This window comes from Faecalibacterium sp. I4-1-79, from assembly GCF_023347235.1.
Taxonomy (GTDB): Bacteria; Bacillota; Clostridia; order Oscillospirales; family Ruminococcaceae; genus Faecalibacterium; species Faecalibacterium tardum.
In genome coordinates this window covers 2,336,418-2,360,173 of sequence record NZ_CP094467.1, presented here as the reverse complement: position 1 = coordinate 2,360,173, position 23,756 = coordinate 2,336,418, and the positions used below count along the sequence as shown (strand labels likewise).

Genomic DNA, 23,756 nt, shown 5'->3' with positions numbered 1-23,756 from the left:
CGGCTCTGCGGTAGGATAGAGAAAACACGCCGAAAGGAAACTGCCGTGACCCTTCAACAACTCCGCTATGTCACGGCTGTTGCCGGCACCGGCACCATCAGCCATGCAGTGCAGCAGTTCTATATTTCTCAGCCCAGCCTGACCAATGCTATCCGGGAGCTGGAACAGGAAGTGGGGCTGGCGCTTTCCAAGACGGCAAGCTCTGTGGTGAGCCGGACGCTGCTGGACGCACGCGGACAAATGAGTGCAAAATCGATGCATCACCCTGCTTACGGTCAAAGGAAATGTCAAAAGAAGAAGGGAGTGCAGGAGAAGATGAAGCACCTCCACAAGGGCGGCTGGTGCCATCCCCACAGCAAAAGGCGGCTTGCTTTTTGCCGTGGCTGCGTGGTATACTCGGTTTAGAAATATCAAAGCGCATGGAGGAAAAAAGCATGCTGACCTATACCTATATTTCAAAAGGAAAGTTTGCCCTGATGGAAAAACCAAAGCCGGTGCTGCGGCACGAGCGGGACGCCATTGTAAAGGTGACGCTTGCCAGCATCTGCTCCAGCGACCTGCACATCAAGCACGGCAGCGTGCCCCGGGCGGTGCCCGGCATCACGGTCGGCCACGAGATGGTGGGCATCGTGGAAGAAGTGGGCAGCGCGGTGACCAATGTAAAGCCCGGCGACCGGGTGACGGTGAATGTGGAGACCTTCTGCGGGGAGTGCTTCTTTTGCAAAAAGGGATTTGTGAACAACTGCACCGACCAAAACGGCGGCTGGGCGCTGGGCTGCCGCATTGACGGCGGGCAGGCAGAGTATGTCCGGGTGCCCTTTGCGGATCAGGGGCTGAACAAGATCCCGGATGGCGTTACCGACCGGCAAGCACTGCTGGTGGGCGATGTGCTTGCCACCGGCTTCTGGGCGGCGCGCATTTCGGAGATCACCCCGGAGGATACCGTGCTGATTTTGGGCGCAGGGCCTACCGGCATCTGCACGTTGCTGTGCGTCATGCTGCACAGCCCCAAGCGCATCATCGTGTGCGAAAAGGACGAGAACCGGTTGCAGTTCATCCGTCAGCACTACCCGCATGTGCTCACGGTGCAGCCGGAGGACTGCGCCGCCTTTGTGCGCGCCAACAGCGACCACGGCGGGGCAGATGTGGTGCTGGAAGTGGCAGGGGCGGACACTACCTTCCGGCTGGCGTGGGAGTGCGCAAGACCCAACGCCATCGTGACCGTGGTGGCGCTGTACGACAAGGCACAGACCCTGCCGCTGCCGGAGATGTACGGCAAAAACCTTACCTTCAAGACCGGCGGCGTGGACGGCTGCGATTGTGAAGAAACGCTGCGTCTCATCGCAGAAGGCAAGATCGATACCGAACCGCTCATCACCCACACCTACCCCCTGCGCCGGATCGCAGAGGGCTACGACCTCTTTGAAAATAAACGGGATGGCGTCATCAAGGTGGCAGTGGAATGCTGACGGCTGCCGGATAAGACAAAATACGACACCCGCAAAGGGAGCTTTGCCCGGACGTTTGTCCCCCTCCACCGCTGCGCTCAAAACGCATAGACCGCGTTTGCGAAGCGCAGCGCAGCAATGAAAGCCCCAGTGGGGCTTTTAAGCGGCAGAACGGTCTGCGATAGCAGATGGAGGGGCCTCGCCCCGACAAGTTCTACAATTGTTTCCGAATTGTTAAGACGCAAAAAATAAGTAGCGGGGCTCTGCTCATGTAATGGGGTCGCCGTTTGCTCCGAACGAAGTTCCTACCCCTGTTTTGCAGCGGCGTTGTCCGGCTCGCCCACGGAAAGTGTGAGGTCATGGCACGGTATCACGTTCAGACGGCTTATGCAAGATTCAAGGTACTGTATGAAGAAAGCTGGGCGCAGTGCGGACACTACGTCTTGCTTCTTTCAAGCACAAGAATAACGCTTTGAGGTTGTGCTGTCAACAACCGAAAACAAATTTCGGAGAATTAAACAACCACATAAGATTTTATTTGTGAAAAAGAAAAATACCGCCCATGCAGCGCAGCGATGATTTTGTCGGGTGAATCGGCGGCAAAATAGATCGGGTGTGTTGCGGGGCGGTAAATTCTTTTGCGGACTTTCCCTCACTGAAGTGGTGGGTCTCACGGTGATAACCAACCACTTTCTGTGGCTGTGTTCAAAATGAACACGACCACATCTTGTGGATGGCTTGTAACCAATCCACAAAATCAGTGGGACTTTCGGAAATAATAGCATATTCTCTGCAAGGTGTCAACACTTTAGGAGAATGAATACATGAAATAGGCAAAACATACACAGTACAAGTGAAAAGCAACACGGTGCTTTAGAAAAACTCTTAATTCTCGCAGTTCAATCGAACTTTCACGGTAAAAGTTCCATTCTTCTTTTCGGCATAAAAATCGCCATCGCTTTCCTTCACCACACGTTTTACATTTTTCAGTCCATATCCATGGTGGCTGCCAACCCGAAGGCTGCGCGAGATATCACTGTATGGATTGTCAAGGCGGTAGAAAAGGCTTCGATACTGTTTGCGCAGCTGCAAATGGATCTTTCGTTGTTCTGGCGGCAAGCCACAACAAGTTTCAATTGCATTGTCGAATGTGTTTCCAATCAGGATGCTTAAAGATAACGGAGATATAGATAGAACTTCTGGAATCGTTACGTCCAGAGTAACTTTGATGCCGTTTTCTTCTGCTGTATGTAAATACTGATTCAGCAGTGCGTCCACAACTGGATTTCCAATCGTAGAAATATTTTTGGAACGTTCAAAGGTATCCGTTGCATCTCGTACAATTTTGTGAAGTTCTTCGGAATTCCCGCGTTCCGCAACTGCCTGCATTGCCAGAATATATTTTTTGATGTCGTGCCAAAGGGCTCTTGTTTCTTCCTGCCGTTCCTTTAGCTGCTGATAATACTCCATCTGCAAGCGATATTGCTGCTCGTTAAATTCCGCTCTGAATTTTTCCTGCTCATTTTTTCGGAGAGCTTCCACATAGAAAACAATCAGGATGTTTATTAAGAGAAGTACTGCCATAAAGCCAATCAGGTAGTCTGGAAAATTTTCATCCGCTGCATGGTACTGTACCACATAGCAAACTGCAATGCTGGCAATCTGAATAGCGATGATCGGCAGCAGCCAAAGAACGCGCAGCACATTTTCTTTCCGGCTGAAAAAATGTGAAACTAAGATTAGCAATGGAATCTGAATCAGATTCGAGAACACCACGTAAATCAGTCTGGCTGCTCCCGCTTGCATTAGGCTCTCTGTATCTGGGATGCGCAGCCCGATAAGGAGCATTGCAAGAACTTCAACCACTGCAATCAACGTAAAAAATGCAGCACTTGCAAAGATGGCTTGCCACAATTGTACTTCATAAAACAGCATCGCAAGAAGAAACCCTCCCAGAAGGAGGTAAATCGTTCGCGGCATTACCCAAGTGGGAAACAGGCTCAATATACATTGCCCAGCCATTAGAAGCGCAATATAAAGATAGAACCATCGCAAATACAAATCTTTTTTCTGGAATAAACGGTCAACGAAAAGTACGAGCAATGCGATGTTGGCAAAACTCCCAGCAAATTCAACAAAATAATATATCATCTTCCCAAATAAGCGTTAAAGCTCTGATTGAACTCCTGACGCTTCCTCCGGCTGATCGGCAATTGATTTCCACTCGACAGAACAACCATCGTTCCTGTGGCATAGATAATATGCTCCATGTTGACAAGATAGCTTTTATGGGGTGAAGCAAAACACCTTTTCGGCAACTGTTCTAAGGCTTCTGGAATCGTCATTCGCAGAGTGAGGTCTTGACCTTTACAATGAATCAAGACTTTATGCCCATGGCTTTCCAGATAATAAATGTCCGATGTTTCCAATGAGAGTGTGGCTCCTTCATATTCAACGGTAAAGTGCTTGGAATTCAATTCTTGGACAACGGCATCCATTGCAGCGGTAAAAAGCGATTCATCAAGTGGTTTCACCAGATAACGGAATGCAATGCCATACCCCTGCACAGCGTATTCATGCCGCTTTGTAACAAAGATCACCAGCGGATGTTTTTCCATCTGCGTTAAGGTTTGTGCCAACTGGAATCCGTTTGAAGGCATTTCGATATCAAGCAGCAGAAGATCGAAGAACTTCCTTTTTAGCTGCAAATCACTTAAAAGTGCGGCACCGTCTGTGTAATTTTCAATGTCAAAGTCGCTATGGACATCATATCGCTTGACGCTATGAACAATATCTTCAAGTTCTGACGGTTCATCATCGCAGACTGCAATTCGATACCTCACCATTTTGTCGTCCTCCACAAAGTAATGTTTCTGACACTATTATAAACTGTGCATTTGCGCCTGACAAGTAGTTTGACATACCACTTTTGCCACCATAACGACCAGTTTTGCCAAAGGTCTTGCTTTCGGAAAAATCTATGGTACATTGATATTGAAATTAGTATCAGCGTTTCTACAATATCAAAACCGGGAAGGATAAGCATGAAGTTTTCACCATTGGAACTTTTACTGGTTATTTCGATAGCGGTAATCGTAGGAATCGTACTGGTAGTTCTTGTAAAGTATCTGATTCGCTATGCCATTAAGTTTTTACGCAAAAATTGAAAGGACACCGATTGCCAATGAAGAAAGCATACTATGGCCTCCTTACATTTGCAATCATGAGCTTGTCTTACGATTTGTATTATTGGAACATGAGAAGTGCTGTGGGTGTTCTAAGGGCAGAAGATAAGGTACTTTGTTTATCAAGTGGAGGCATTTGCGTTCTCATAATAGTTTTTGTTGTTATAAAAAGCATCAAAAATAAATAGATTGATATATATTTCTGCCGCAGAATTTTATCGAGGTGAAGCGATACTGATGAAAAAGATACAGAATTTTTTCTCATATGCAAAGGTAAGTGAGCTGCCAACAAATCAAATTTTTGAGTTATTCGATTTAAGTAACAATGGAAAAGATGTTTCTCCTTATAAAATCGACTACGCAGTTAATAAAGATATTTTAGATGAATGCCAATTGGGAGCTTACGAAAGTTTGATTGAACTCAACAACGAAGTAGCTCTTTTGTATGATAATGGAAAGATCGTTGCTCTTATTGGCTATGTTGTACAGTGAGGAACTAAAATGAAGAAAACTTATTGCGTATAGTACTTCTCGGATGGTTTATACTTCTGTGGGTGGTTATGGTGTTACATATCATTCATATGTTGCAAGAGAGTTTAGGAACCGTAAAGAAACATCGAAAGGAAAAGAATCATGAGTAAAATTATAGGAGCTTTGCTGTTAGTTGCTCTTGCAGTGCGGTTGGTGGTGCTTTTCTTCTTTAAGCGGAATATTGTTCTGAATGAAATATCGTTGGTACTGTTTATAGCCGTTTTCGTGGTTGCCGTTATTGTAATGCTGGTAAAGTGGTGGAAATGGAGAACTAAATAATTTATATTACCGTGTTGAAGGACTATTTTATTATCATGCGAGCTTACTATTTCGGATTTACAACCGTGAGAAGCTATTCGTGTATTTAAGGCTAAGTACATTCTATGAAATGATTCTAGGCTTGAGGGGTGAGCAAAGATGAAGCACGACAAACTGTTCCTTGTAAGAATTTTGTGCTTAATCGGAATTGCAGGAGAATTATTGATTCCCAATAATATCATTCGTATGTTATTTGGTCTGTTTTTTGCAATAATAAGTGTTGCTTTTTTGTTGATGCACAAGAATGATATAATTTTGGAAGAAAGTGACAGAAAAAACAATTATTCAATTTCTATAATATGTATTAGCGTTATTCTACTTTTATTTATTATCGTTAGTTATATAATATTAAAAGCGTTGCGAGTCATTGTGCTATCTGATTCGCAGGAAATTTTTCTTTCAGAGATTCTCGTGTTTGGTTTTATGGCTATCTTTGGAAATTGCTCTAAAAAGCTTCCATTCAATAAGTATGTTGGTTTGCGTTTACCATGGACATTAGACGATTGTCAAACATGGAGATATGCACACATGCTTTTATATGAATTAACTTTTCCTACTATACTTTTAGGTATTACAATTCTTTTTTCTCTGCCCAATAAATCGAAAGCGGTCATGATTTGGTCAATACTATTGTATATTGGCACTCCGTCCATCCTTTCTTATTTTTACTGCAGAAAAAGGCATTAATAAGATGCACGATTCAAATATGAAAACCATAGCTGGATGCCCAGTGTTGAGGGTCATATTGTTTGCAGCCACACCGATTTCGTTACAAGTTTTCTCTATTTTGATACAAAATCGTGGACTTCGACGGGTTCTTGTGCTTTGATATCATTGATAATAGCTAGAGTGGAATTTGAGATGAAAGGGAGATTCCGATGCAGAACTTAACGCATTAACCAATTTCACGCATGTACATTCAGATGGTGAAGTTCAAAAGATTTGATTGTTCTGAAAGAATCACACACACCTTTGTAACGGCATTTGCTGTCGTAAACGTAAATAGCATCTAAAAACTTTACAGCATCAGCTGGACGTCCCCGAATCAATCGTCTAGAATCGAATTCAATTCGGGTTCCATATTTCATCTTACTATGAATCGGTTGAATAGGAGTGTCTTATGAAGAAAAGTTTAACCTTCTCCTTTGCTATGTTACTGGGGGTAGTAGTTCTTCTAAGTCCGGTCTCAAATGCACTTGAAGCAGATATGAGCAGTTCAATTACGTATAGGCCGGAGGATACACAGATTTGCTATGTCTCTGAAATAGATGAGGTTATAAGTAATACGGAAATTGACAAATCGGTTCGACAAACCGTGAAGGAACGAGCCCGCACCGGAGCAACTTTCTACTCTATAACACCAGAATCGCAGGAGCAGATCGAGCAGCTGTTCGGCGTTCATTTTGTGGAAAACGCTTTGCTGGATACCATGGAGCATAGCATTGCCCAAAAAGAGCAACTGAATGTCTTTTTCAATTCCTCCACCAAAGTCATGGAGACGGAATATACAAGATACTGGCTGGACGAAAATGTAAGTATTTCACTTTGCGCCAACACATTTTATGATGTGGATGGAATGTGCGGTTCTCAGAAAACGTATACGAAAACATTTCCTAAACAGAATTACAGCATTTCCAAAAAGCTTTACACATCGAAGTCAGGAAAATGCTTTGCAATCTACACAATACAGGATCATGCTGGCTGTACAATTGCACAATATACCATGTTCCAACACCATGCAACAGACTATGCCCTTTATGTCCGCAATGAGAATGCTCAAAAAAGTGAGACGGCTGGTATTCCAAACGATTATCTGCTAACCTTACTGGATAGTTTCTCCTTTGAAAACTGATCGTTTTAAAGAGCTTGGTTGCACGCTATTTGTTGTTACACATAACTCAGATATTATGCAAAGAGAACTGCTGGTCATTCAGATTTAAAGAAGGTCGGTTCTGAAGCACAATAACGCACAACAGCCCTCTATTTGCAACGACTGCAAGTAGAGGGCTGTTGGTCTGTTTGGAATATTTTAATTAAAGGTCAATCTTCTAACCTGCCATGGTCACAGCCAAGTGAGAGATAATGCTCAATCTCACCACCCAGCACAAGCTGAGCATACTCCAAGGGCTTGTTGTAGAGCAGCCAGTCAAACTCCGCCTGCTGTGCCGGAGTATTGCCGTATTCGTCCTCAATAGCGATGCAGATAAACAAAACTGTGATTATGCAACAAATTTTCTATGAATTTATGTGCAGTCATACGATGTTTTAAAACAAGTGTAACAAACTTCCTTTAAAAGCGTTATTATAATAGAAAAATTCCTTTTCTAGGTGCGTGTAAGACATAGGGGAGGACAGCTTATGAAAATCAAAGAAAGTCCATCTATCATTCTGGCGTTTCATGGGATGCTTGGCCGCAAGAAGCAGACCAGCCTATTGCTGCTTTTGCTGACACTGGTTTTCTCGTTCCTGACGGCGGCGGTGATCTACTCGGTCAGTTCTGCACAGGCATTGCAGGACACCCGCTGTGAACTATATGGCGAATGGCAGTACCTGCGTTTGTCGGATACTGCTGCGGACGCCGCACAGGCACAAAACACCTTGCCTGCATCCGCACAGGTCAGCACAGTGATCCAAAACGGAATCGTTCTCGGCGCAGACGATGGCGTGGCGGGCGGGATCGGAACGGCAGACGATACCTTTGCACAGCTGGGACGAATCGTGCCGATCAGCGGTGATTTCCCCACGCAGTCCGATGAGATCGCCATGACGACGACACTGCTGGATGCGCTGGGCTGCTCCTATGACGTAGGGCAGACGGTCACGCTGAAGGTCGCTGCCAATGATTACGACCCGCTGGCAGGCTCCGGCACAGTGATGGAAAAGGCCTATACCCTGTGCGGTGTTTTGCCTGCCTATGATGTGTATTGGAATCTGAACGGCAATCTGACCGTCAGCGGCATTGTAGCAGAGCCGCTTGCCATAGACGGGCAGAAGTTCCAGACGTTTTATTACCTGAATGCAGCCGCACCCGTGACCGCTTCGACCGACCCTGCTTTAGTGGCAAACGAGTATGCCTATCCGCAAGAGGATACCGTCTCGTCCTCCCTGCGCTTTTTGCTGGTCGCAGCGATTCTGGTCAGCTTTTTTGCAGTGGCGCAGTATTTCCTGATCGTTCTGCACAAGCGTGTACATACTATCAATACCTTCCTGACGCTGGGGGCTAAAAATCGGGATCTCCGGCTTATGTGCCTGTGGGAAGCGCTTTTTGCCGGGCTTGCAGCAGTTGCTGCAGGGTTTGCACTGGGCTGCGGTGCTGCGGCCGTCGGTCTGGGGCTGCAGAAGCACCTTTCGTTCTTGGCGGTCCCCGCTGCATCTCTTGTGCCGTTGGCGGTGCTGTTTCTGCTCTCCGTACTGCTGGGTGCACTTTTGCCTGCGGTGCTGGTTCGCCCGCAGACCGCAAAACCCAAAGAGAAGCCTGCAAAAAAATTCCGCTTGGCACAGCTGCCGCTTGCACCGCAGATCGGTGTCGGCTGCGCGGTATTGCTGATCGCCGTCAGTTGTTTGTATGTCGGCTGGCGTGTCATGCTGCCATATGATCTGGATGCACCGTATGCCTGTCTGTCCATCAAGATGAACGGAACCTCCGGGATGCCGTTTTCTCTGAAAGAGGATCTCGCTGCATTGCCCGGTGTGGAAGAGGTTTCCGCTGCAATTGATCTGACCGATACCTATACCGTGACGTCAGACAAGATCCAGTCCAGCAAGATGCTTGCCGATATCTGGGTCAAGGACAACGGTTTCTATACGGACATTCCGAGCTTGCTGCGAAATGCAGAAAAGGGAACGCTGAACACGACTGTCTGCGCCTTGCCGGAGGACGAACTGCGCCGCATTGCCGCAGATGCCGGCGTTTCGGACGAGGAAATAGAGACGCTGCTGGCAGGGGATTCTGTTTTGACCCTGTGGGGAGATTGCTATTATGACCCCGCTGCGGACGCGTACTATCAGAAGAACACCCAAACGGAGGGCAGCATTCCTGTTGAACCGGTTTTCGCAGCTGGAGACAAGTTGAGCATCCAATACCGGCGTTATACCGGGCAGGATGAAGCCGGGAATGAGGTCTACCGGACGTATACAGCCCAGCTGCCCATTGTCGGTGTCGTAAAGTCTGCGAACAGCTACACGCTGTTGACAACAGACCGGCTCATTTCCAGCGGCACGATTTTTGTCAGTACGGCTCTTTACCATAAAATGTTTGAGAGCGCAGGAAGCTACTTTATGGAAAAGGAAGGATACAGCAGCCTGAACGTGAAGCTGTCCGCTGGCAGCAATTTCTCTTTGCGTCGGTCTATTTCCTCCATTGCAACGCGCAGGAATGGTATCCTGCGTGCAGATAACTACGACCTGATCAGCCAGAGCTACACCGAGGGCACACAGAGCGCTTTCCTTGTCGGCATCCTTGCGGTATTCGGGGTCCTTCTGGGGTGTGCGCTGCTGGTGGTTTTGAATCTTTCAGCTTATGAAGTCCAGCAGCAGCGTCTGTCGCTTCTCCTGACGCTGGGCGTTTCCCCGAAAAAACTGGTGCTGTCCTATGCAAAGCTGCTGCTCCCGGTCATCGTTGGGACAACGCTGCTTGTGAACATCGTTGTCTATGCGGCAGTTTCGTGTATCGTCCCGATCCAGAGCATTCTCGACCTGATCCGTATCCATACAAACGGGCGGGTGTATGCGTTCCATAAACCTGTGGGAAGTCAGATCATGGTCAGCATTCTGCTGATGGTGTTCTGGCTGTCCGCAGCATTGCTACCGATCTTCTCCTTTATTCGTAAAAAAGCATCCAAGGGGGACATCTTATGAAGGATAAAATTCTGGAAGCTGTACAGATCTCCAAAACCTACGGGGAAGGGGAAAGCGCGGTTCACGCCCTCAGAAATAGCGACCTGACCCTTGAAAACGGTACATTTGCGTCCATCATCGGTTCCAGCGGCAGCGGAAAATCTACGCTCCTGAAAATCCTGGGAGGACTTTTGCCGCCCACCACCGGTAAGGTGCTGCTGGACGGTCAGGACATTTATGCAATGAATGCGGAGCAGCTGGCACAGGTGCGGCGGCAAAAGATCGGCTTTATTTTTCAGGATTTCCGCCTGTTCCCGGAGTACACGGTGCAGGATAATATTCTGACCCCGTTTTATCTGGACCATAGAGCACCGGATGAACAGATGCTCCATAAGCTGACCGGAATCTTGGGCATTGCGGGCAAGCTACATTCCCGCCCCGCACAGCTTTCCGGCGGACAGCAGCAGCGTGTGGCAATCGCCCGTGCATTGATTGCAAAACCGCGCATCGTTTTTGCAGACGAGCCTACCGGAAATCTGGATACGCGGACGGGCGAGGATACAATGCGGCTGCTGATGGAATGCGCTGCGGAGTTCGGGCAAACGCTTATCGTTGTTACGCATAACCCGGAAATTGCGCAGAAGGCGCAGCAGGTCATTCGGATCGAGGATGGGCAGATTCTAAAAGGAGAACCGCAACATGAAAAAGGGAATTTGGATACGCAATAAAATCGTCCCCTACTACTTAAAAGGAGCCAAGTTTGCATTGGCCATGTTGCTAACTGAAAAAACATTGTCGGCATCCCAGATTGCAACGGCCATTTCGGAAAAAGGGATAAAATGTGACCGAAAAGAACTTGGAAAAATGCTGGCAAGTCTGGAGCGGATGGGGGTAGTTACCTTAACAGATGGAGCCTATTCGTGTAGCACCAAGAAACTGAAAAACTGTCCGGTTGCATATTCTGAGGATCAGCTGATCGATTTAATTGGCATGACGCAGAGCACCGTAAACGGCAAAGCATTTTATAGTGCAACAACGCCAATGAGCGTCAGTTCTCGTGGGAATAGCGGCATATAAAGGAAGATCATTCAAATTGAAGATGGGCAGATTTTGGAATAAGATATTTTGTAGACATTAGGACGCAAAGGACTTCCCAACACTTTGACTTCAACCGCCCCACAACACACCCGATTCATTTTGCCGCCTGATTCACTCGACAAAATCCTTCGCTTGTTCTTGCGGAGCGGTATTTTTCTTTTTGCACTTAACGCATCATCGTTCTTGTGCTATGCTATCGCTAAAATGTAGTTAAATTTATTTAGCTACATTTTTGTACACGCACCTTGACAACTTCATGAGCCGTCTGAATGTGATACCGTGCCATGACCTCACACTTTCCGTGAGCGAGCCGGAAAACGCCGTTGCACAAACAGGGGCAGGAACTTCGTTCGGAGCAAACGGTGATCAACATACACGAGCAGCGGAACTCTCTACTTGTTTTTGCGTCTTAACAATTCGGAAACATTTGTTAAAAATACGTTTTGAGCGCAGCGGTAGAGGGCAAGAACCGTCCCGTGGCCACAAATTTTCAATTCTTGAAAATGTTCTGTCCATCCGGGACTTCACTTCTGCAATGCGTCTGCATTTCCGAAGTGATCTTGTTGGGGTAGCGCTTGTCGGGGCCACGCCCCTCCATCTGCTATCGCAGACCGTTCTGTCGCTTAAAAGCCCCATTGGGGCTTTCATTGCTCCGCTTCGCTTCGCAAACGCGAACTTTTGAGAATACGTCACTTTCGGCAGGGTGCAAGAAAAATAAGGTAAATCTAAAAAATAACCGTCCGCTTCAAGTTGAGCTTGAAAACGGACGGTCTGATTTGCAAAATGATTTTCAAATTTGGAAAGCACGTTGAGAGGTTTCATAGCATCTGCAAGCAATATATCTGTCTATACAAACACCATTTGCGTTGCAAAACGCTTGTTGGGAACACCCAAACCCTTGAACTGCACCGTGCCGATACAGGCTGGATGCTTTCGCAATCCTCAAACCAGCTTCTCCCACAGTGCATTCAATGCGGCAGCAGTATCCGCATCCATGCCCTCGTTCAGGCGGCGAGCAGCGTACCAGAGGGTAGAGCTTTCGCTCTGCACATTGGCAAGGGCGGTGTCTTGCAGCGGCAGAGCAAAGTCTGCCACCGACAGAACGTCTCCGTCCTCCGGGTCGGTGCCGTCCAGCGTCTGGAAGCAGCCATACCGCTGCTCCATGGCGGCGGGGTCGTCCACGATAAACAGGGCGCTCTCGCACAGATAAAAATCAGAGTTCAGCTTGTCCTCGCTGGACTGCATCAGCCGCTGCAGGGCGGCATCCTGCGTTTCAAAGTCCAGCGCCAGCCAGATGCCCTTTACCGTGACTTTCACCTTGCCATCGCCGTTCACGTCCCCGGCAAGGGCTTCCAGCTGGGTCTCCAGCTGGCTGAGAAAGGCAGTGTCCGGGTCGGTGCGGCTCACCACTGCCACGGTGTAATCCGGCTGCACCTCGGTGACCCGGTTCCAGACAAAATACCCCACCGCCAGCATGGCAGCTGCGATCAGCACCACATAATACCAGTGGTAGTGCCACCAGTTGGCACGCTGCTGCGCCGGGGTCAGGGGAGGGGGCGTTTCTTGGATCAGGTCTTCGGGTTTGATATCCCGTTCGTAGCGGTAGGATGCCATGGCTGTGTCCTCGTTTCGTCTGTTTTTCTGCATCTATCATAGCACAAATTCCCGGGCAGCGGCAGACTGCCCGGGAATTTTTCATGCTTTATTTACACCCGTGTACGCAGGCACTTGAGGTCTGTGCCGGTTACAGCGTAGGCCCCGGTGCCAGCGGGCAGGAACAGGCTCTGCCCCTTGCGGATGGGCAGGCTTTCGCCGGTGGCGGTCTCGGTCAGGGTGCCTTTGCCTTCCAGCACCAGCAGGGAGGTAAAGGAGGTCTCGTCGCAGACCTCCTCAAAGCCACCCTCTACGGCATCCACCGTGAAGTAATCACACTGCGCCAGATGACCGTGGAAGTCCTGCGCTTTCGGCGGCTCCCGGCGGGTAACATCCAGCGCCTGCGGGATGTGCAGCTGCCGGGGCTTGCCATCTGCGCCCAGACGGCCGTAGTCGTAGATGCGGTAGGTGACGTTGGAGTTTTGCTGGATCTCTGCCACCACGATGCCCTTGCGGATGGCATGCAGCGTGCCGGAGGGGATGAAGAAGCAGTCCCCCTTGTGCACCGGCACGGCGTTCAGCACGTCGGTCAGGGTGTTATCCTGAATGCGGCGTTCAAACTCCTCCTTGCTGATCTCATGGGTGAAGCCGTAGTAGAGGGAGGCACCCGGCTCTGCTTCCAGCACATACCACATCTCGGTCTTGCCGTACTGGTGCTCGTGCTCCAAAGCGTATTCATTGGAGGGGTGCACCTGAATGGACAGGTCTTTTTTTGCATCAATGAGCTTGGCAAGTACGGGGAACTCACTGAACTTTTCGCAGTGGGTGCCAAGGCAGCCGGGATGCGTGTTGATGTACTGCTGGAAGGTGGAGCCGTCCGGCAGGTAGCTGGGGCCGTCCGGGTGGCAGGACAGCATCCATGCCTCGCTCAGGGGGTGTAATTCGCTCTGGATGCCGTACTCGGTGCGCAGCTTTTCGCCGCCCCAGAGGTAGTCTTTGCAGCTGGGAGTAAGTTGAATCGTTTTCATTTTATATACCTCGAGTATGCCTGAAATTGAACACAAAAAAGGGTGCAAAAAAGCTGCCCCGTCCATTTTTCGGCGGGAACGAGGCAGCCAGTTTGCAGGGGATTATGCTTTCAACAGGGCAGAGGCAGCTTTGCCAAGGGTGTCGTTGATGGCATCGGCTGCTTCTTCGGTGGGAGCAACGGCAGAGAGATACACCTTGATCTTCGGCTCAGTGCCGGAGGGGCGTACCATCAGCTTGGCACCGCCCGCCAGACGGAACTCCAACACATTTGCCTTGGGCAGTCCGGTGCCGGCGGTGTTGTAGTCCACCACGCTTTCCACGGCCATGCCGCCGATGGCGGTGGGCGGGGTCTGCCGCAGCTGCTTCATGATGGCATCCATGGTGTGCATTCCGCTTTCGCCCTCAAAAGCGAAGCTGTGCAGGGCGTTGCGGTAGCAGCCAAACTCGGCGTACAGCTTGTTGATGGCATCCAGCAGGGTCATGCCCTGCTTTGCGTACCATGCAGCGGCTTCGCACACCAGCAGGGTGGCGTTGACGGCGTCCTTGTCCCGGACGTGAGCACCGGACAGGTAACCGTAGCTCTCCTCAAAGCCAAAGATGTAGCGGTCGGCTTCACCTGCGGCTTCCAGCAGACCGATCTGCTCGCCGATGAACTTGAAGCCGGTCAGGGTGCGGCGCAGCTCCACGCCGTACTTTGCCGCCACCGGGGTGGCCATATCGGTGGAGACGATGGTGGTCACAGCCACCGGATGCTCCGGCATGGTGCCCAGTGCCTTGCGGGTGCGGCAGATGTAGTCCAGCAGAATGATGCCCATCTCGTTGCCGGTGATGAGCCGGTAGCCGCCCTTGCCGTCCGGCACGGCGGTGCCGCAGCGGTCACAGTCCGGGTCGGTGCCCAGCAAAAGATCCGGGTGCACTTTGTCGCACAGCTCCAGACCCTTCTGCATGGCTTCCCGGATCTCCGGGTTCGGGTAGGGGCAGGTGGGGAAGTTGCCGTCCGGCTTTTCCTGCTCCGGCACCACGGTCACATGGGTGACACCCAGCTTTGCCAGCAGCTTTTTCACGCATTCCAGACCGGAGCCGTTCAGCGGAGTGTACACCAGCTTCAGATCGGCGGTGCCTGCACCATCGCCCACACGCTGGGCGTAGACGGCATCCACAAAGTCGTCCAGACATTTCTCGCTGCTGTATTCGATCTTGCCCTCGGCAAGGGCTGCGTCAAAGTCCGCAGGCTGTACGGCAAAGCAGTCTACTGCTTCAATGGCGGCAAGGATCTTTGCTGCCACCTCAAGGGTGATCTGGCAGCCGTCTGCGCCGTAGACCTTGTAGCCGTTGTACTTGGCGGGGTTGTGGCTGGCGGTAACGCACACACCTGCGCCGCAGCCGTAGTACCGCACCGCCCAGCTCAGTGCCGGGGTGGGCTCCAGACGGGGGTAGATGTACGCCTTGATGCCGTTAGCAGCCAGAACAGCCGCCGTTTCTTTTGCGAACACATCGCTCTTGATGCGGCTGTCGTAGCCGATGGCCACCTTTTTGGGCAGGTCGGAGGCGTTCAGGTAGTTGGCAAGTCCTTGGGTTGCCTTGCGGATGTTGTAGACGTTCATCCGGTTGGTGCCTGCGCCGATGACACCCCGCAGACCGCCGGTGCCGAATTCCAGCTCCCGGTAAAAGCGGTCGGTGATGGCATCCTGGTCCCCTGCAATGCGGTTCAGTTCATCGGCAAGGTCGGCAGGCATCCCGGGCTGGGAAAGCCAGCGGTCATACTGCTGTTTTACTTTTTCTTCCATGAAATCACACTTTCTTCAAATAAAGACAGTTTCGGTGCAGACGATCATTGCACGCTGTCCTCCGTGTCAGGTTCTTCTTCCGGTTCCTCTTCCTTGCGCCCGGCTTTTTCCAGCTGAGCAAAGGCAGGGCGCATCAGGCTTGCCATGCCAAGGGCAGAACCTGCGCCGCCAATGAGCAGCCACAGGGGCAGCAGATAGACGAACCACGCAGGGGCGGCTTTTGCCAGCAGAGGAAACCACGCCAGAAAAGCCAGATTCCCCACAGTGGGCAGCAGGTTTGCAAGGGTCATGCGGCCACTGTCTGCCAGCACCGGCAGAACGCCGGGATAGGTGAACCGTGCCAGCAGGGCAAAGCCCCAGCTGCCGCAGCAGCCTGCCAGCACCAGCAGCAGAAAGGACGCTGCCGCCAGAATGCCGGTGCTGGGGGTGTCCTGTGCGGTGGCGGTGCGCAGCCCGGTGAGGGCGGCAAAGCCTGCCAGCAAAAGCACCAGCCACAGAGCAGTAGATTGCTTAAAATCCCGCTTGAACGCCTTGAAAAAGTCGGTATGGACGGTGTAGTCCTCCTTTGCTGCCATCTTGTTCACCACCGTGAACAGCCCCAGGGTGGAGGCTCCGGCGGTGACGATGGGCAAACAGCACACCAGCCACAGAAGGTTGGCAAAAAGCAGATCGCCGATCTTCCCCATAGTGCGGTAGAAGGGGCTGTCGATGTTGGTCTTTTTCATGGCGTTTCCTTTCGGGCGGAGGTCTCAGAGGGGCGGTTTACTCGCCGATGCTCTTGAGGTACTCCAGATTTTTGTCGATGAGGGCGCACCGCTGCTTTACGCAGTCCACACTGCGCAGCGGGTCGGCGGGGGTGTTGAAGGCGAAGTCCAGCAGTTTGTCGATGGTGGTAGAAGCTACATGGAGACGGGTATCGCTGGCTGCATAATAAATATACACGCTTCCGTCATCGTCTGCAATCGCGCCGTTGGTAAAGACCACGTTGGAAACATCGCCCACACGCTCCCAATCCCGGGGAGCGATCAGGAAGCCGGAGGGCTCCGCGATCACCTTGCTGGGGTCGTCCAGTGCGGTGACGAATACATAAATGACGTACCGCAGCCCGGCGGCGGTATTCCGCACGCCGTGGGCGATGTGCAGCCAGCCCTTTTCGGTCTTGATGGGGGTGGCACCCTCGCCGTTCTTTGCCTCGGTGATGGTGTGGTAGCGGCGGGGGCTGGTGATGATCTCCTCGTCAATGACGGCGTGGGTGATGTCCTCGCACAGACCAAAGCCTACGCCGCCGCCGGAACCGGTGTCGATGAAATCATCCATGGGGCGGGTGTAGAAGGCGTACTTGCCGTTGACAAACTCCGGCAGCAGATCCACATTGCGCTGCTGGGGGCTGCGCTTGGTGACAAGGTTCGGCAGACGCTCCCAAGTTTTGAGGTCTTTGGTGCGGACGATGCCTGCGGCAGCCACGGCAGCGGACAGGTCATTCACGCTGTTGTCCTTGCTCTCGGAGCAGAACACGCCGTAGATCCAGCCGTCCTCGTGCTGGGTCAGGCGCATATCGTAGACGTTGGTCTCCTCCGGGCAGGTGTCCGGCAGCAGGATGGGCTTTTCCCAGAAGTGGAAGCCCTCCACCGGGCTGTCGCTTTCTGCCACGCCGAAGAAGCTCTTGCGGTCGTTGCCCTCGATGCGTGCCACAAGGTAATACTTGCCGTTCAGCTTGATGGCACCGGAGTTGAACACGGCGTTCACGCCCAGACGCTCCATAAAGTGGGGGTTCGTCTCCGGGTTCAGGTCGAACCGCCAGCTCAGCGGGATGGATTCGCGGGTCAGCACCGGGTTTTCCCACCGGTCATAGATGCCGTTGTAGAAATCGGTCTTTTTGTTTTTGCGGGCCAGGTAGGCATCCTGCAAAGCCTTCTGGCGCAGGTATTCGGGGTGGAGTTTAGACTGTGACATCGGGGTTCCTCCTTATCAGTTCCATGCACATTCTGCCGTTGTGGTAGGGGCACTTCCACGGCTCAAGGATGGGCTTGCGGCTGGACGGTTTTCCGTCTGCGTCCACCTCCCAGAACCATTCACTGCCGGGGCGTTTGTCTACCATCACGTTGCAGATGTAGTGGTAAATATCGGTGGCGGCATCGCGGTATTTTGCATCGCCGCTCTTGTTGTATTCGTTCACGAAGCCCAGCACGCTTTCGGCCTGCACCCACCACACACGGGTGGTGTTCACCTTGCCGCGGTCGCACTCGTTGACCACCGAGTGGTCAATGTAAGCTTCCTTGTAGATGTGGGCGGCAAGGTCGGAGTTGATGGCGTGGATGCGCTTGGAAAGTGCTGCATCGCCCAGTAAATCGCAGCCCCAGTCGATGAGCCAGCTGGACTCGATATCGTGACCGTAGCTGTACAAATCGATGATAGAGTTGTAGTGCTGGTCAAAGAACACCAGCTGCCGGTGCAGCTCCGGGCTGTAGATCTTGTGCTCGTAGATATCAAGGATGCGGCGCAGGGCCTTTTCCACCTCCGGGTCACGGCTTGCCTGATAAAGCCCGGCGTATCCCTCGAACACATGGAGCAGGGTGTTCATGGTCTTTGCCGCCATGACACCGTTTTCGGAGAGTTTTTCGTTGCTCTCCGGCTTCCAGTCGATGGTAAAGGCCTCCAGATAGCCCTCGCTGTCGGTGCAGTGCTGCTCGATGAGATGAAAGATCTTTTTTGCGTAGGTCAGCGCAACGGGGTCTTTGGTCAGCCGGTAGTAAGCGGAAAGGGCATAGATGGCAAAGCCCTGATTGTAGGTGTGCTTGGTGGTGTCCTGCGGCTTGCCGGTGTAATCGCAGCTCCAGTACACGCCGCCGTTTGCCTCGTCGTAGCAGTTTTTCAGGAAGAACTGGTAGGCGTGGCGGGCATCCTCGGCAAGGTCTGCCCGGCCAGTCAGCATGGCAGCCTCGGAGAAGAACCACAGAATGCGGCTGTTCAGGATGCAGCCCTTTTCGGCTTTTTTGTCCAGCTTCAGGTCAAAATCCATGTAGCCGTAAAAGCCGCCGTTTTCCTCGTCCCGCAGCCCTTTCCAGAAGGGAATGATGGTTTGCAGCAGCATTTCTTCTGCTGCCTGTTTGATGGAAGACATAATACAGAACTTCCTTTCTGTACAAAGTAAAAACCCTCTCGGTCACGGCTTGCGCCGTGCCAGCGCCCGGTAGGGGACGTAAAATCTCTTTTTGCAGAGATGGCGATGCGAAGCATTGACAGAGAGGGTTGTGCTTGACGCTTAGCGGATGCCCACCTCGTGATCGGTGGGGCCTGCGTTATCGTGGGTCTTGATGTAATCCACCACCTCGTCTACGGTGGTGAAGGCCAGACCGACATAGCTGTCGGCGCAGCCATAGTACAGAGCGATGCGGCCGGTGTCGGCATCCTGCAGGGTGGCGCAGGGGAAGCAGACGTTGGGCACGAAGCCACGCTCCTCATACCACTTTTCCGGGGTCAGCAGGAAGTTGCCGCAGCGGTACAGTACCTTGCTGGGTTCGTCCTTATCCAGAATGGCACCGCCGATGGAGTAGACGAAGCCATTGCAGGTGCCGGTAACGCCGTGGTAGAACAGCAGCCAGCCCTCGCTGGTCTCAATGGGGGCAGCACCGCCGCCGATCTTCACGCTCTCCCACCAGTTGGAGCCCTTGCTCATCACATGGCGGTGACGGCCCCAGAACTCCATATCCGGGCTCTGGCTCAGGAAGATGTCACCAAAGGGGGTGTGGCCGCTGTCAGACGGGCGGCTCAGCAGGGTGTACAGGCCGTTGATCTTCCGGGGGAACAGCACGGCGTTGCGGTTGAAGGGGATAAAGGGGTTCTCGATGCGGACAAAGGTCTTGAAGTCGGTGGTCTTGGCGATGCCGATGGACGCACCGTAGAAGTCCTGACACCAGATGATGTAGTAGGTGTCCTCCACCTTCACAAGACGGGGATCGTAGGCGTACACCGGCATAAACGGCTCGCCCTTTTCGTTGACGAAGGGAATCTTGTCCTTGTCAAAGTTCCAGTGGATGCCGTCCTCGCTGCGTCCCAGATAGATGTAGGGGATGCCGTCGATCTGCTCGCCACGGAACACGCCGATGAACTTGCCCTCGTAGGGCACCACGGCACTGTTGAAGATGCGTGCCACCCCTTCCACGGGGTTGCGGTCGATGATGGGGTTCTCGTTGTACCGCCACACCGGGGCGGTAACATCGGCAGGCTTTTCCTGCCAGGGGATGTTGGGCAGTGCATCGCAGAACATTTTTACGTTGCTCATAAGATAAACTCCTGTAATAGAAGATTGTTTGTTTCCCTTCTGCTGTATTCTCCCGGCTCCTGCACAGAAACCGGGAGAAGCAGCAGATGATGAAGGAAAAATGTGGATGTCGCAATTTTAGCCCTTCACAGCACCGGCAGCCATGCCGCTGTAGATCTGATCCTGACACAGCAGGAACACGATAAGGGCGGGGATGATGGTGATGATGACACCGGCGCAGATGTAGTTGTACTGGTTGCCCATGGGGCCGGAGAACACATACAGCGAGGTAGCAACCACCTGATACTTGGTCTTATCCTGCAGATACAGGTTTGCCATGTAGTATTCGTTGTAGGTGGACACACCCTTCAGGATGGCGCTGGTGACGATGGCGGGCTTCAGCAGGGGCAGCAGAATCTTGAAGAACACACCAAAGTAGGTGCAGCCATCCAGAATGGCGCTTTCGTCCAGCGTGGGGGAAAGGTTCTCGAAGAACTGCAAAAAGATATAGATGGTGATAACGTCTGTGCCCATCATCAGGATGATGTAGCCGGGCATGGAGTTCACCAGATGCAGAGCGGTCATGATCTGGTACACCGTGACCTGAGAGGCGATGCCGGGGATCAGGGTGGCAATGGTGAACAGGTTGCGGATCAGCTTGTTGCCGGGGAACTTGAACCGGTTCAGCACATAAGCCAGCATGGCGCTGATCATAATGCTGCCCACCAGCACGCAGATCAGGATGATAAAGCTGTTGAGGAACGCCTTGCCCATGTTGGCCTTGTTCCATGCGATGATGAAGTTATCGAAGTTCAAAAAGCTCTTGGGCAGGGTGATGACGTTGGTGCTGGCATACTCTTCCTCCGTCTTAAAGGCGGTGAAGATACAGGACACGATGGGCACCAGTGCCACGAAAGCGGCAAAGATCAGCAGCACATACTTGCAGATATTGATGAGGATGCGCTTCATTTTGATTGCGTTCATACGTTCTGCCTCACTTTCACTTGGTTACGCCGCTGCTGCGGTTTTCCAGCCATTTTTCCACAGCCTTCTGGGCGTAGGTGACGATCACGATGAGCAGCAGCAGAACCACAGCCATGGCGGATGCAAGACCCACCTTCTGGTCGGTATGGGCGATCTTGTCCATGACCACGAAGTAGGTGGAGGTGTTGAAGCCGCCGCCGGTGACAACATAGGGCATCTCGAAGGCGGACAGTGCGCCGGACACCGAGATGATGAGGTTCAGCACCACGATGGTGCTGATGGAGGGCAGGATGATGTCCTTGAAGCGGTGCCATGCGTTGGCACCGTCGATCTCAGCAGCCTCGTACAGAACGGGGTCCACAGAAGCGATAGCACCGATGAACATGACGATGTTCTGACCGATGTATTTCCAGATGGAGCAGGCCACCAGCACGACGTTGTTGATGGACTCATCCCGGAGCCAGAAGGGCAGCTTATCCACGTTGAAGCCCACCCAGCTCAGCAGGGTATCCAGCACAAAGCCGTGGGTGAAGAAGAACTTGAAGATGAAGCCCACCGAGATGCCGCAGATGAGGCAGGGAAAGTACAGTGCACCTCGGAAGAACTTGCTGCCCTTGCACTTGAAGCTCAGGATGGTGGCAAACAGCAGCGCCAGCGCCATCTGCACCACCGAACCTACCATGTAGTAAAGGCTCAGGCTCAAAGCATGGAAGCAGTCTTTGCGGGTAAAGACCGAAATGTAGTTCTGCAGACCCACAAAGGTACGTCTGCCGATGTACTTCATTTTGAAGAAGCTGAACTCCACCATTTTGAAGAAGGGCAGATAGGTAAACATGAACAGCAGCACCAGCGGAACAAACAGGAACACCAGCGTGACGATGAGCTGCTGGCCGCGCATACTGTGAAAGTATTCGCTGAAGCTCTTGCGCTTTTTAGGCGCGGATACGGTTGCGGAAGATGCCATGTAAAAGACCTCCTTTCACCAAAAGCAGGGCGGACACGGGCCCGCCCTGCTGATTTATAACGATAGATCGATTACTGCGGTGCGCAGGCATCCACAGCTGCGTCCCATGCAGCGTTCCAGTCGGCCACGATGTCGTCCAGAGTCTCATCGCCGTTGATGCCGGCCTCCACCACACGCATGACGTGGGTCTGGTCGGCATTCAGCATCAGCTCAGCCTCCTGCTGCACCTCGGTGGCAAGGTCTGCCAGCTCTGCGGGGGCGGGAGCATCCTCGACCAGGTCGATGCCGTCGAATGCCTTCAGGGTATCGGGGTATTCCTGGCTCTTCAGCACCGGCACACCGCCCTGATCATAAGCAAAGTTGGAGCTTTCGGTCAGCCACTTGATGTAGAGCATGGCAGCCAGCTTTTTGTCATCGGTGGTGTTCTTGTTCACACCGTAGCAGTAGTCTGCACCTGCGCTGGCGTACTGGGTACCCTTGACGGTGATGGGGAACGGCATATAGCCAATGTCGTCGGCGTGGTCACCGGCGGCCTGCATCTGCACGATGGCCCAGCTGCCCAGAACCATGGCACCGATCTGGCCGTTATTGATGCGGGGCTTGGAGCCCTCCCAGTCGGTGGTGGTGGGGTCGGCCTCGGTCAGGCCGCGCTTCACTGCTTCGTACAGGATGTAGTACACAGCGTAGGGACCCATATCGTCCGCACCCAGAATGCCCTTCTGGAACGGATCCTTGGTCTGGGGCATGGTAATGTTCATCCAGTTCGGGTCGCCGGTTGCGCCGCCACTGGTGTAAGCATCCCATGCGGTCATGGTCCAGCCGGCGGCGTAGTTGGTGTACAGGGGATCAATGGAAGGATCGTAGTCCTTGATCTTCTGCAGGTCATCCAGGAACTCGTCCGGGGTCTTGGGCAGGGTGGTGATGCCGGCAGCCTCAAAGACCTTCTTGTTGTAGACGATGCCCTGTGCATTGCCGGTGGAGGGGATGCCGTACACGCTGCCGTTATAAGCGCGGTTGGAAGCGAAGTTGTAATCGTTCTCAATGTCGCTCAGTGCGCACAGAGGCTCAAAGTAGTCGCCCAACTCGGTGAGGGGGATGTTGGTGGGGATCATGCACAGATCACCCCAGTCGTTGGAAGTCAGACGGGTGGTCATGTCGGTGGCATAGTCGGTGATGCCCTCGTACTTGATGGTGATGTTGGGATACAGCTTCTGGAATGCGGCAACGTAGCCGTCAAAGGTGCCGTCCTCGATGAGGTCGGTGCGGTGGCTGATGAACTTCAGATCGGCCTTCAGGTCGGTGTTGTCGGTGCCAACGGTCAGCTCATTGTAAGCCTTTGCACCGTCAGCGCTGGCAGCGGAACCGGCGGTGCTGCCGGTGGAGCCGGCGGTAGAAGTGCTGCTGCCGCCGCAGGCGGCAAGAGCAGAGGCTGCGGCCAACACACCAGTGACCTTCAGGAAGTTACGGCGATTGATCTTACGCATAGGAATATCCTCCTTCTTTAATGTGGAACCTTTTTCTGGTTTGCGAAAGCTATCGTTAACTTGATTTGGCTAATTGATTGCTTTCGCTTTTGTGATTTGAGTATAGTCTTTTCACGGTGCACTGTCAATATTGCTAAAAAGATTCGGTGTTTTGGTGGCAATTCGGCGATTTTCTTGTGAAAACTGACCTGCAAATCCGGGATACAACACGAAAATCAAACTTAAAATGTTTTGTTAG

22 protein-coding genes and 1 pseudogene are annotated in these 23,756 nt (G+C 52.2%); 9 read left to right on the top strand and 14 right to left on the bottom strand.

Going from position 1 to position 23,756, the window contains the following annotated elements; all coding sequences use genetic code 11:
* The first annotated feature begins 45 nt into the window (after positions 1-45).
* Together MTP36_RS11680 and MTP36_RS11675 are read left to right on the top strand one after the other, a co-directional pair.
* Positions 46-405 carry a LysR family transcriptional regulator gene (locus tag MTP36_RS11680; RefSeq protein WP_249250815.1) on the top strand — a complete coding sequence of 120 codons (360 nt, stop codon included), beginning with the start codon at positions 46-48 and terminating at the stop codon, positions 403-405.
* A gap of 29 nt (positions 406-434) precedes the next feature.
* The gene (locus MTP36_RS11675; RefSeq protein WP_097779836.1) at positions 435-1,469 is read left to right on the top strand and encodes an alcohol dehydrogenase; all 1,035 of its coding nucleotides are present in this window, start codon (positions 435-437) and stop codon (positions 1,467-1,469) included.
* Between the two features lie 864 nt (positions 1,470-2,333).
* Here the strand turns inward: MTP36_RS11675 and MTP36_RS11670 are convergent.
* Positions 2,334-3,599, bottom strand: a complete 1,266-nt coding sequence (locus MTP36_RS11670; protein ID WP_249250806.1) for an ATP-binding protein — start codon at positions 3,597-3,599, stop codon at positions 2,334-2,336.
* Complete coding sequence (locus tag MTP36_RS11665) at positions 3,596-4,309, bottom strand: LytR/AlgR family response regulator transcription factor (RefSeq protein ID WP_249250804.1); 714 nt, start codon at positions 4,307-4,309, stop codon at positions 3,596-3,598. Before MTP36_RS11665 ends, MTP36_RS11670 begins: the two co-directional genes overlap by 4 nt.
* A gap of 561 nt (positions 4,310-4,870) precedes the next feature.
* Between MTP36_RS11665 and MTP36_RS11660 the strand changes: the two genes are divergently transcribed.
* The 4 genes from MTP36_RS11660 to MTP36_RS11645 all read left to right on the top strand — a co-directional run bounded on the left by MTP36_RS11660 (position 4,871) and on the right by MTP36_RS11645 (position 7,334).
* Complete coding sequence (locus MTP36_RS11660; protein WP_117950520.1) at positions 4,871-5,125, top strand: hypothetical protein; 255 nt, start codon at positions 4,871-4,873, stop codon at positions 5,123-5,125.
* A 141-nt stretch (positions 5,126-5,266) separates the two neighbouring features.
* Positions 5,267-5,443 carry a hypothetical protein gene (locus tag MTP36_RS11655; RefSeq protein WP_158581898.1) on the top strand — a complete coding sequence of 59 codons (177 nt, stop codon included), beginning with the start codon at positions 5,267-5,269 and terminating at the stop codon, positions 5,441-5,443.
* Positions 5,444-5,581: 138 nt separating this feature from the next.
* Complete coding sequence (locus MTP36_RS11650; RefSeq protein WP_118658998.1) at positions 5,582-6,169, top strand: SdpI family protein; 588 nt, start codon at positions 5,582-5,584, stop codon at positions 6,167-6,169.
* A 433-nt stretch (positions 6,170-6,602) separates the two neighbouring features.
* Positions 6,603-7,334, top strand: coding sequence for a hypothetical protein (locus MTP36_RS11645; RefSeq protein ID WP_249250802.1), 732 nt, complete (start codon positions 6,603-6,605; stop codon positions 7,332-7,334).
* Between the two features lie 188 nt (positions 7,335-7,522).
* Here the strand turns inward: MTP36_RS11645 and MTP36_RS11640 are convergent.
* A pseudogene (locus MTP36_RS11640) lies at positions 7,523-7,699 on the bottom strand (DUF6061 family protein); the annotation flags it as partial.
* Positions 7,700-7,840: 141 nt separating this feature from the next.
* Between MTP36_RS11640 and MTP36_RS11635 the strand changes: the two are divergent.
* Genes MTP36_RS11635 through MTP36_RS11625 form a run of 3 tightly spaced genes read left to right on the top strand, consistent with a single transcriptional unit; the run spans position 7,841 to position 11,395 of the window.
* Positions 7,841-10,339: an FtsX-like permease family protein gene (locus MTP36_RS11635; protein ID WP_249250800.1), complete on the top strand. Its 2,499-nt coding sequence runs from the start codon at positions 7,841-7,843 to the stop codon at positions 10,337-10,339.
* The gene (locus tag MTP36_RS11630) at positions 10,336-11,046 is read left to right on the top strand and encodes an ABC transporter ATP-binding protein (protein ID WP_249250798.1); all 711 of its coding nucleotides are present in this window, start codon (positions 10,336-10,338) and stop codon (positions 11,044-11,046) included. Before MTP36_RS11635 ends, MTP36_RS11630 begins: the two co-directional genes overlap by 4 nt.
* On the top strand, positions 11,018-11,395 hold the full coding sequence (locus tag MTP36_RS11625) for a hypothetical protein (RefSeq protein WP_249250796.1): 378 nt from the start codon (positions 11,018-11,020) through the stop codon (positions 11,393-11,395). The genes MTP36_RS11630 and MTP36_RS11625 overlap by 29 nt, the downstream gene beginning before the upstream one ends.
* Before the next feature lie 387 nt (positions 11,396-11,782).
* Here MTP36_RS11625 and MTP36_RS11620 read toward each other — a convergent pair whose 3' ends face one another.
* The 11 genes from MTP36_RS11620 to MTP36_RS11570 form a co-directional block, all read right to left on the bottom strand.
* Positions 11,783-12,238 (bottom strand): hypothetical protein, encoded by a 456-nt coding sequence (locus MTP36_RS11620; RefSeq protein ID WP_249250789.1) that lies wholly within the window; start codon positions 12,236-12,238, stop codon positions 11,783-11,785.
* A gap of 120 nt (positions 12,239-12,358) precedes the next feature.
* Positions 12,359-13,030: a hypothetical protein gene (locus MTP36_RS11615; protein WP_249250788.1), complete on the bottom strand. Its 672-nt coding sequence runs from the start codon at positions 13,028-13,030 to the stop codon at positions 12,359-12,361.
* 92 nt (positions 13,031-13,122) lie between these two features.
* A complete protein-coding gene (locus MTP36_RS11610; RefSeq protein WP_249250786.1) occupies positions 13,123-14,037 on the bottom strand; it encodes a type I phosphomannose isomerase catalytic subunit in 915 nt (304 codons plus the stop codon).
* Positions 14,038-14,139: 102 nt separating this feature from the next.
* Entirely contained in the window at positions 14,140-15,825 is a 1,686-nt protein-coding gene (locus tag MTP36_RS11605) for a phospho-sugar mutase (protein WP_249250784.1), read from the bottom strand.
* A gap of 44 nt (positions 15,826-15,869) precedes the next feature.
* A complete protein-coding gene (locus MTP36_RS11600) occupies positions 15,870-16,550 on the bottom strand; it encodes a YesL family protein (protein ID WP_005922719.1) in 681 nt (226 codons plus the stop codon).
* Positions 16,551-16,587: 37 nt separating this feature from the next.
* Positions 16,588-17,778, bottom strand: a complete 1,191-nt coding sequence (locus MTP36_RS11595) for a glycoside hydrolase family 130 protein (RefSeq protein WP_097777010.1) — start codon at positions 17,776-17,778, stop codon at positions 16,588-16,590.
* Positions 17,765-18,946, bottom strand: a complete 1,182-nt coding sequence (locus tag MTP36_RS11590; RefSeq protein WP_249250782.1) for an AGE family epimerase/isomerase — start codon at positions 18,944-18,946, stop codon at positions 17,765-17,767. Before MTP36_RS11590 ends, MTP36_RS11595 begins: the two co-directional genes overlap by 14 nt.
* A 141-nt stretch (positions 18,947-19,087) precedes the next feature.
* Positions 19,088-20,107: a glycoside hydrolase family 130 protein gene (locus MTP36_RS11585; RefSeq protein ID WP_015537563.1), complete on the bottom strand. Its 1,020-nt coding sequence runs from the start codon at positions 20,105-20,107 to the stop codon at positions 19,088-19,090.
* A 117-nt stretch (positions 20,108-20,224) separates the two neighbouring features.
* Positions 20,225-21,070 carry a carbohydrate ABC transporter permease gene (locus tag MTP36_RS11580; protein ID WP_249250774.1) on the bottom strand — a complete coding sequence of 282 codons (846 nt, stop codon included), beginning with the start codon at positions 21,068-21,070 and terminating at the stop codon, positions 20,225-20,227.
* 16 nt (positions 21,071-21,086) lie between these two features.
* Entirely contained in the window at positions 21,087-22,034 is a 948-nt protein-coding gene (locus tag MTP36_RS11575; protein ID WP_005922707.1) for a carbohydrate ABC transporter permease, read from the bottom strand.
* 71 nt (positions 22,035-22,105) lie between these two features.
* Entirely contained in the window at positions 22,106-23,518 is a 1,413-nt protein-coding gene (locus MTP36_RS11570; protein ID WP_249250772.1) for an ABC transporter substrate-binding protein, read from the bottom strand.
* Positions 23,519-23,756 lie beyond the last annotated feature (238 nt).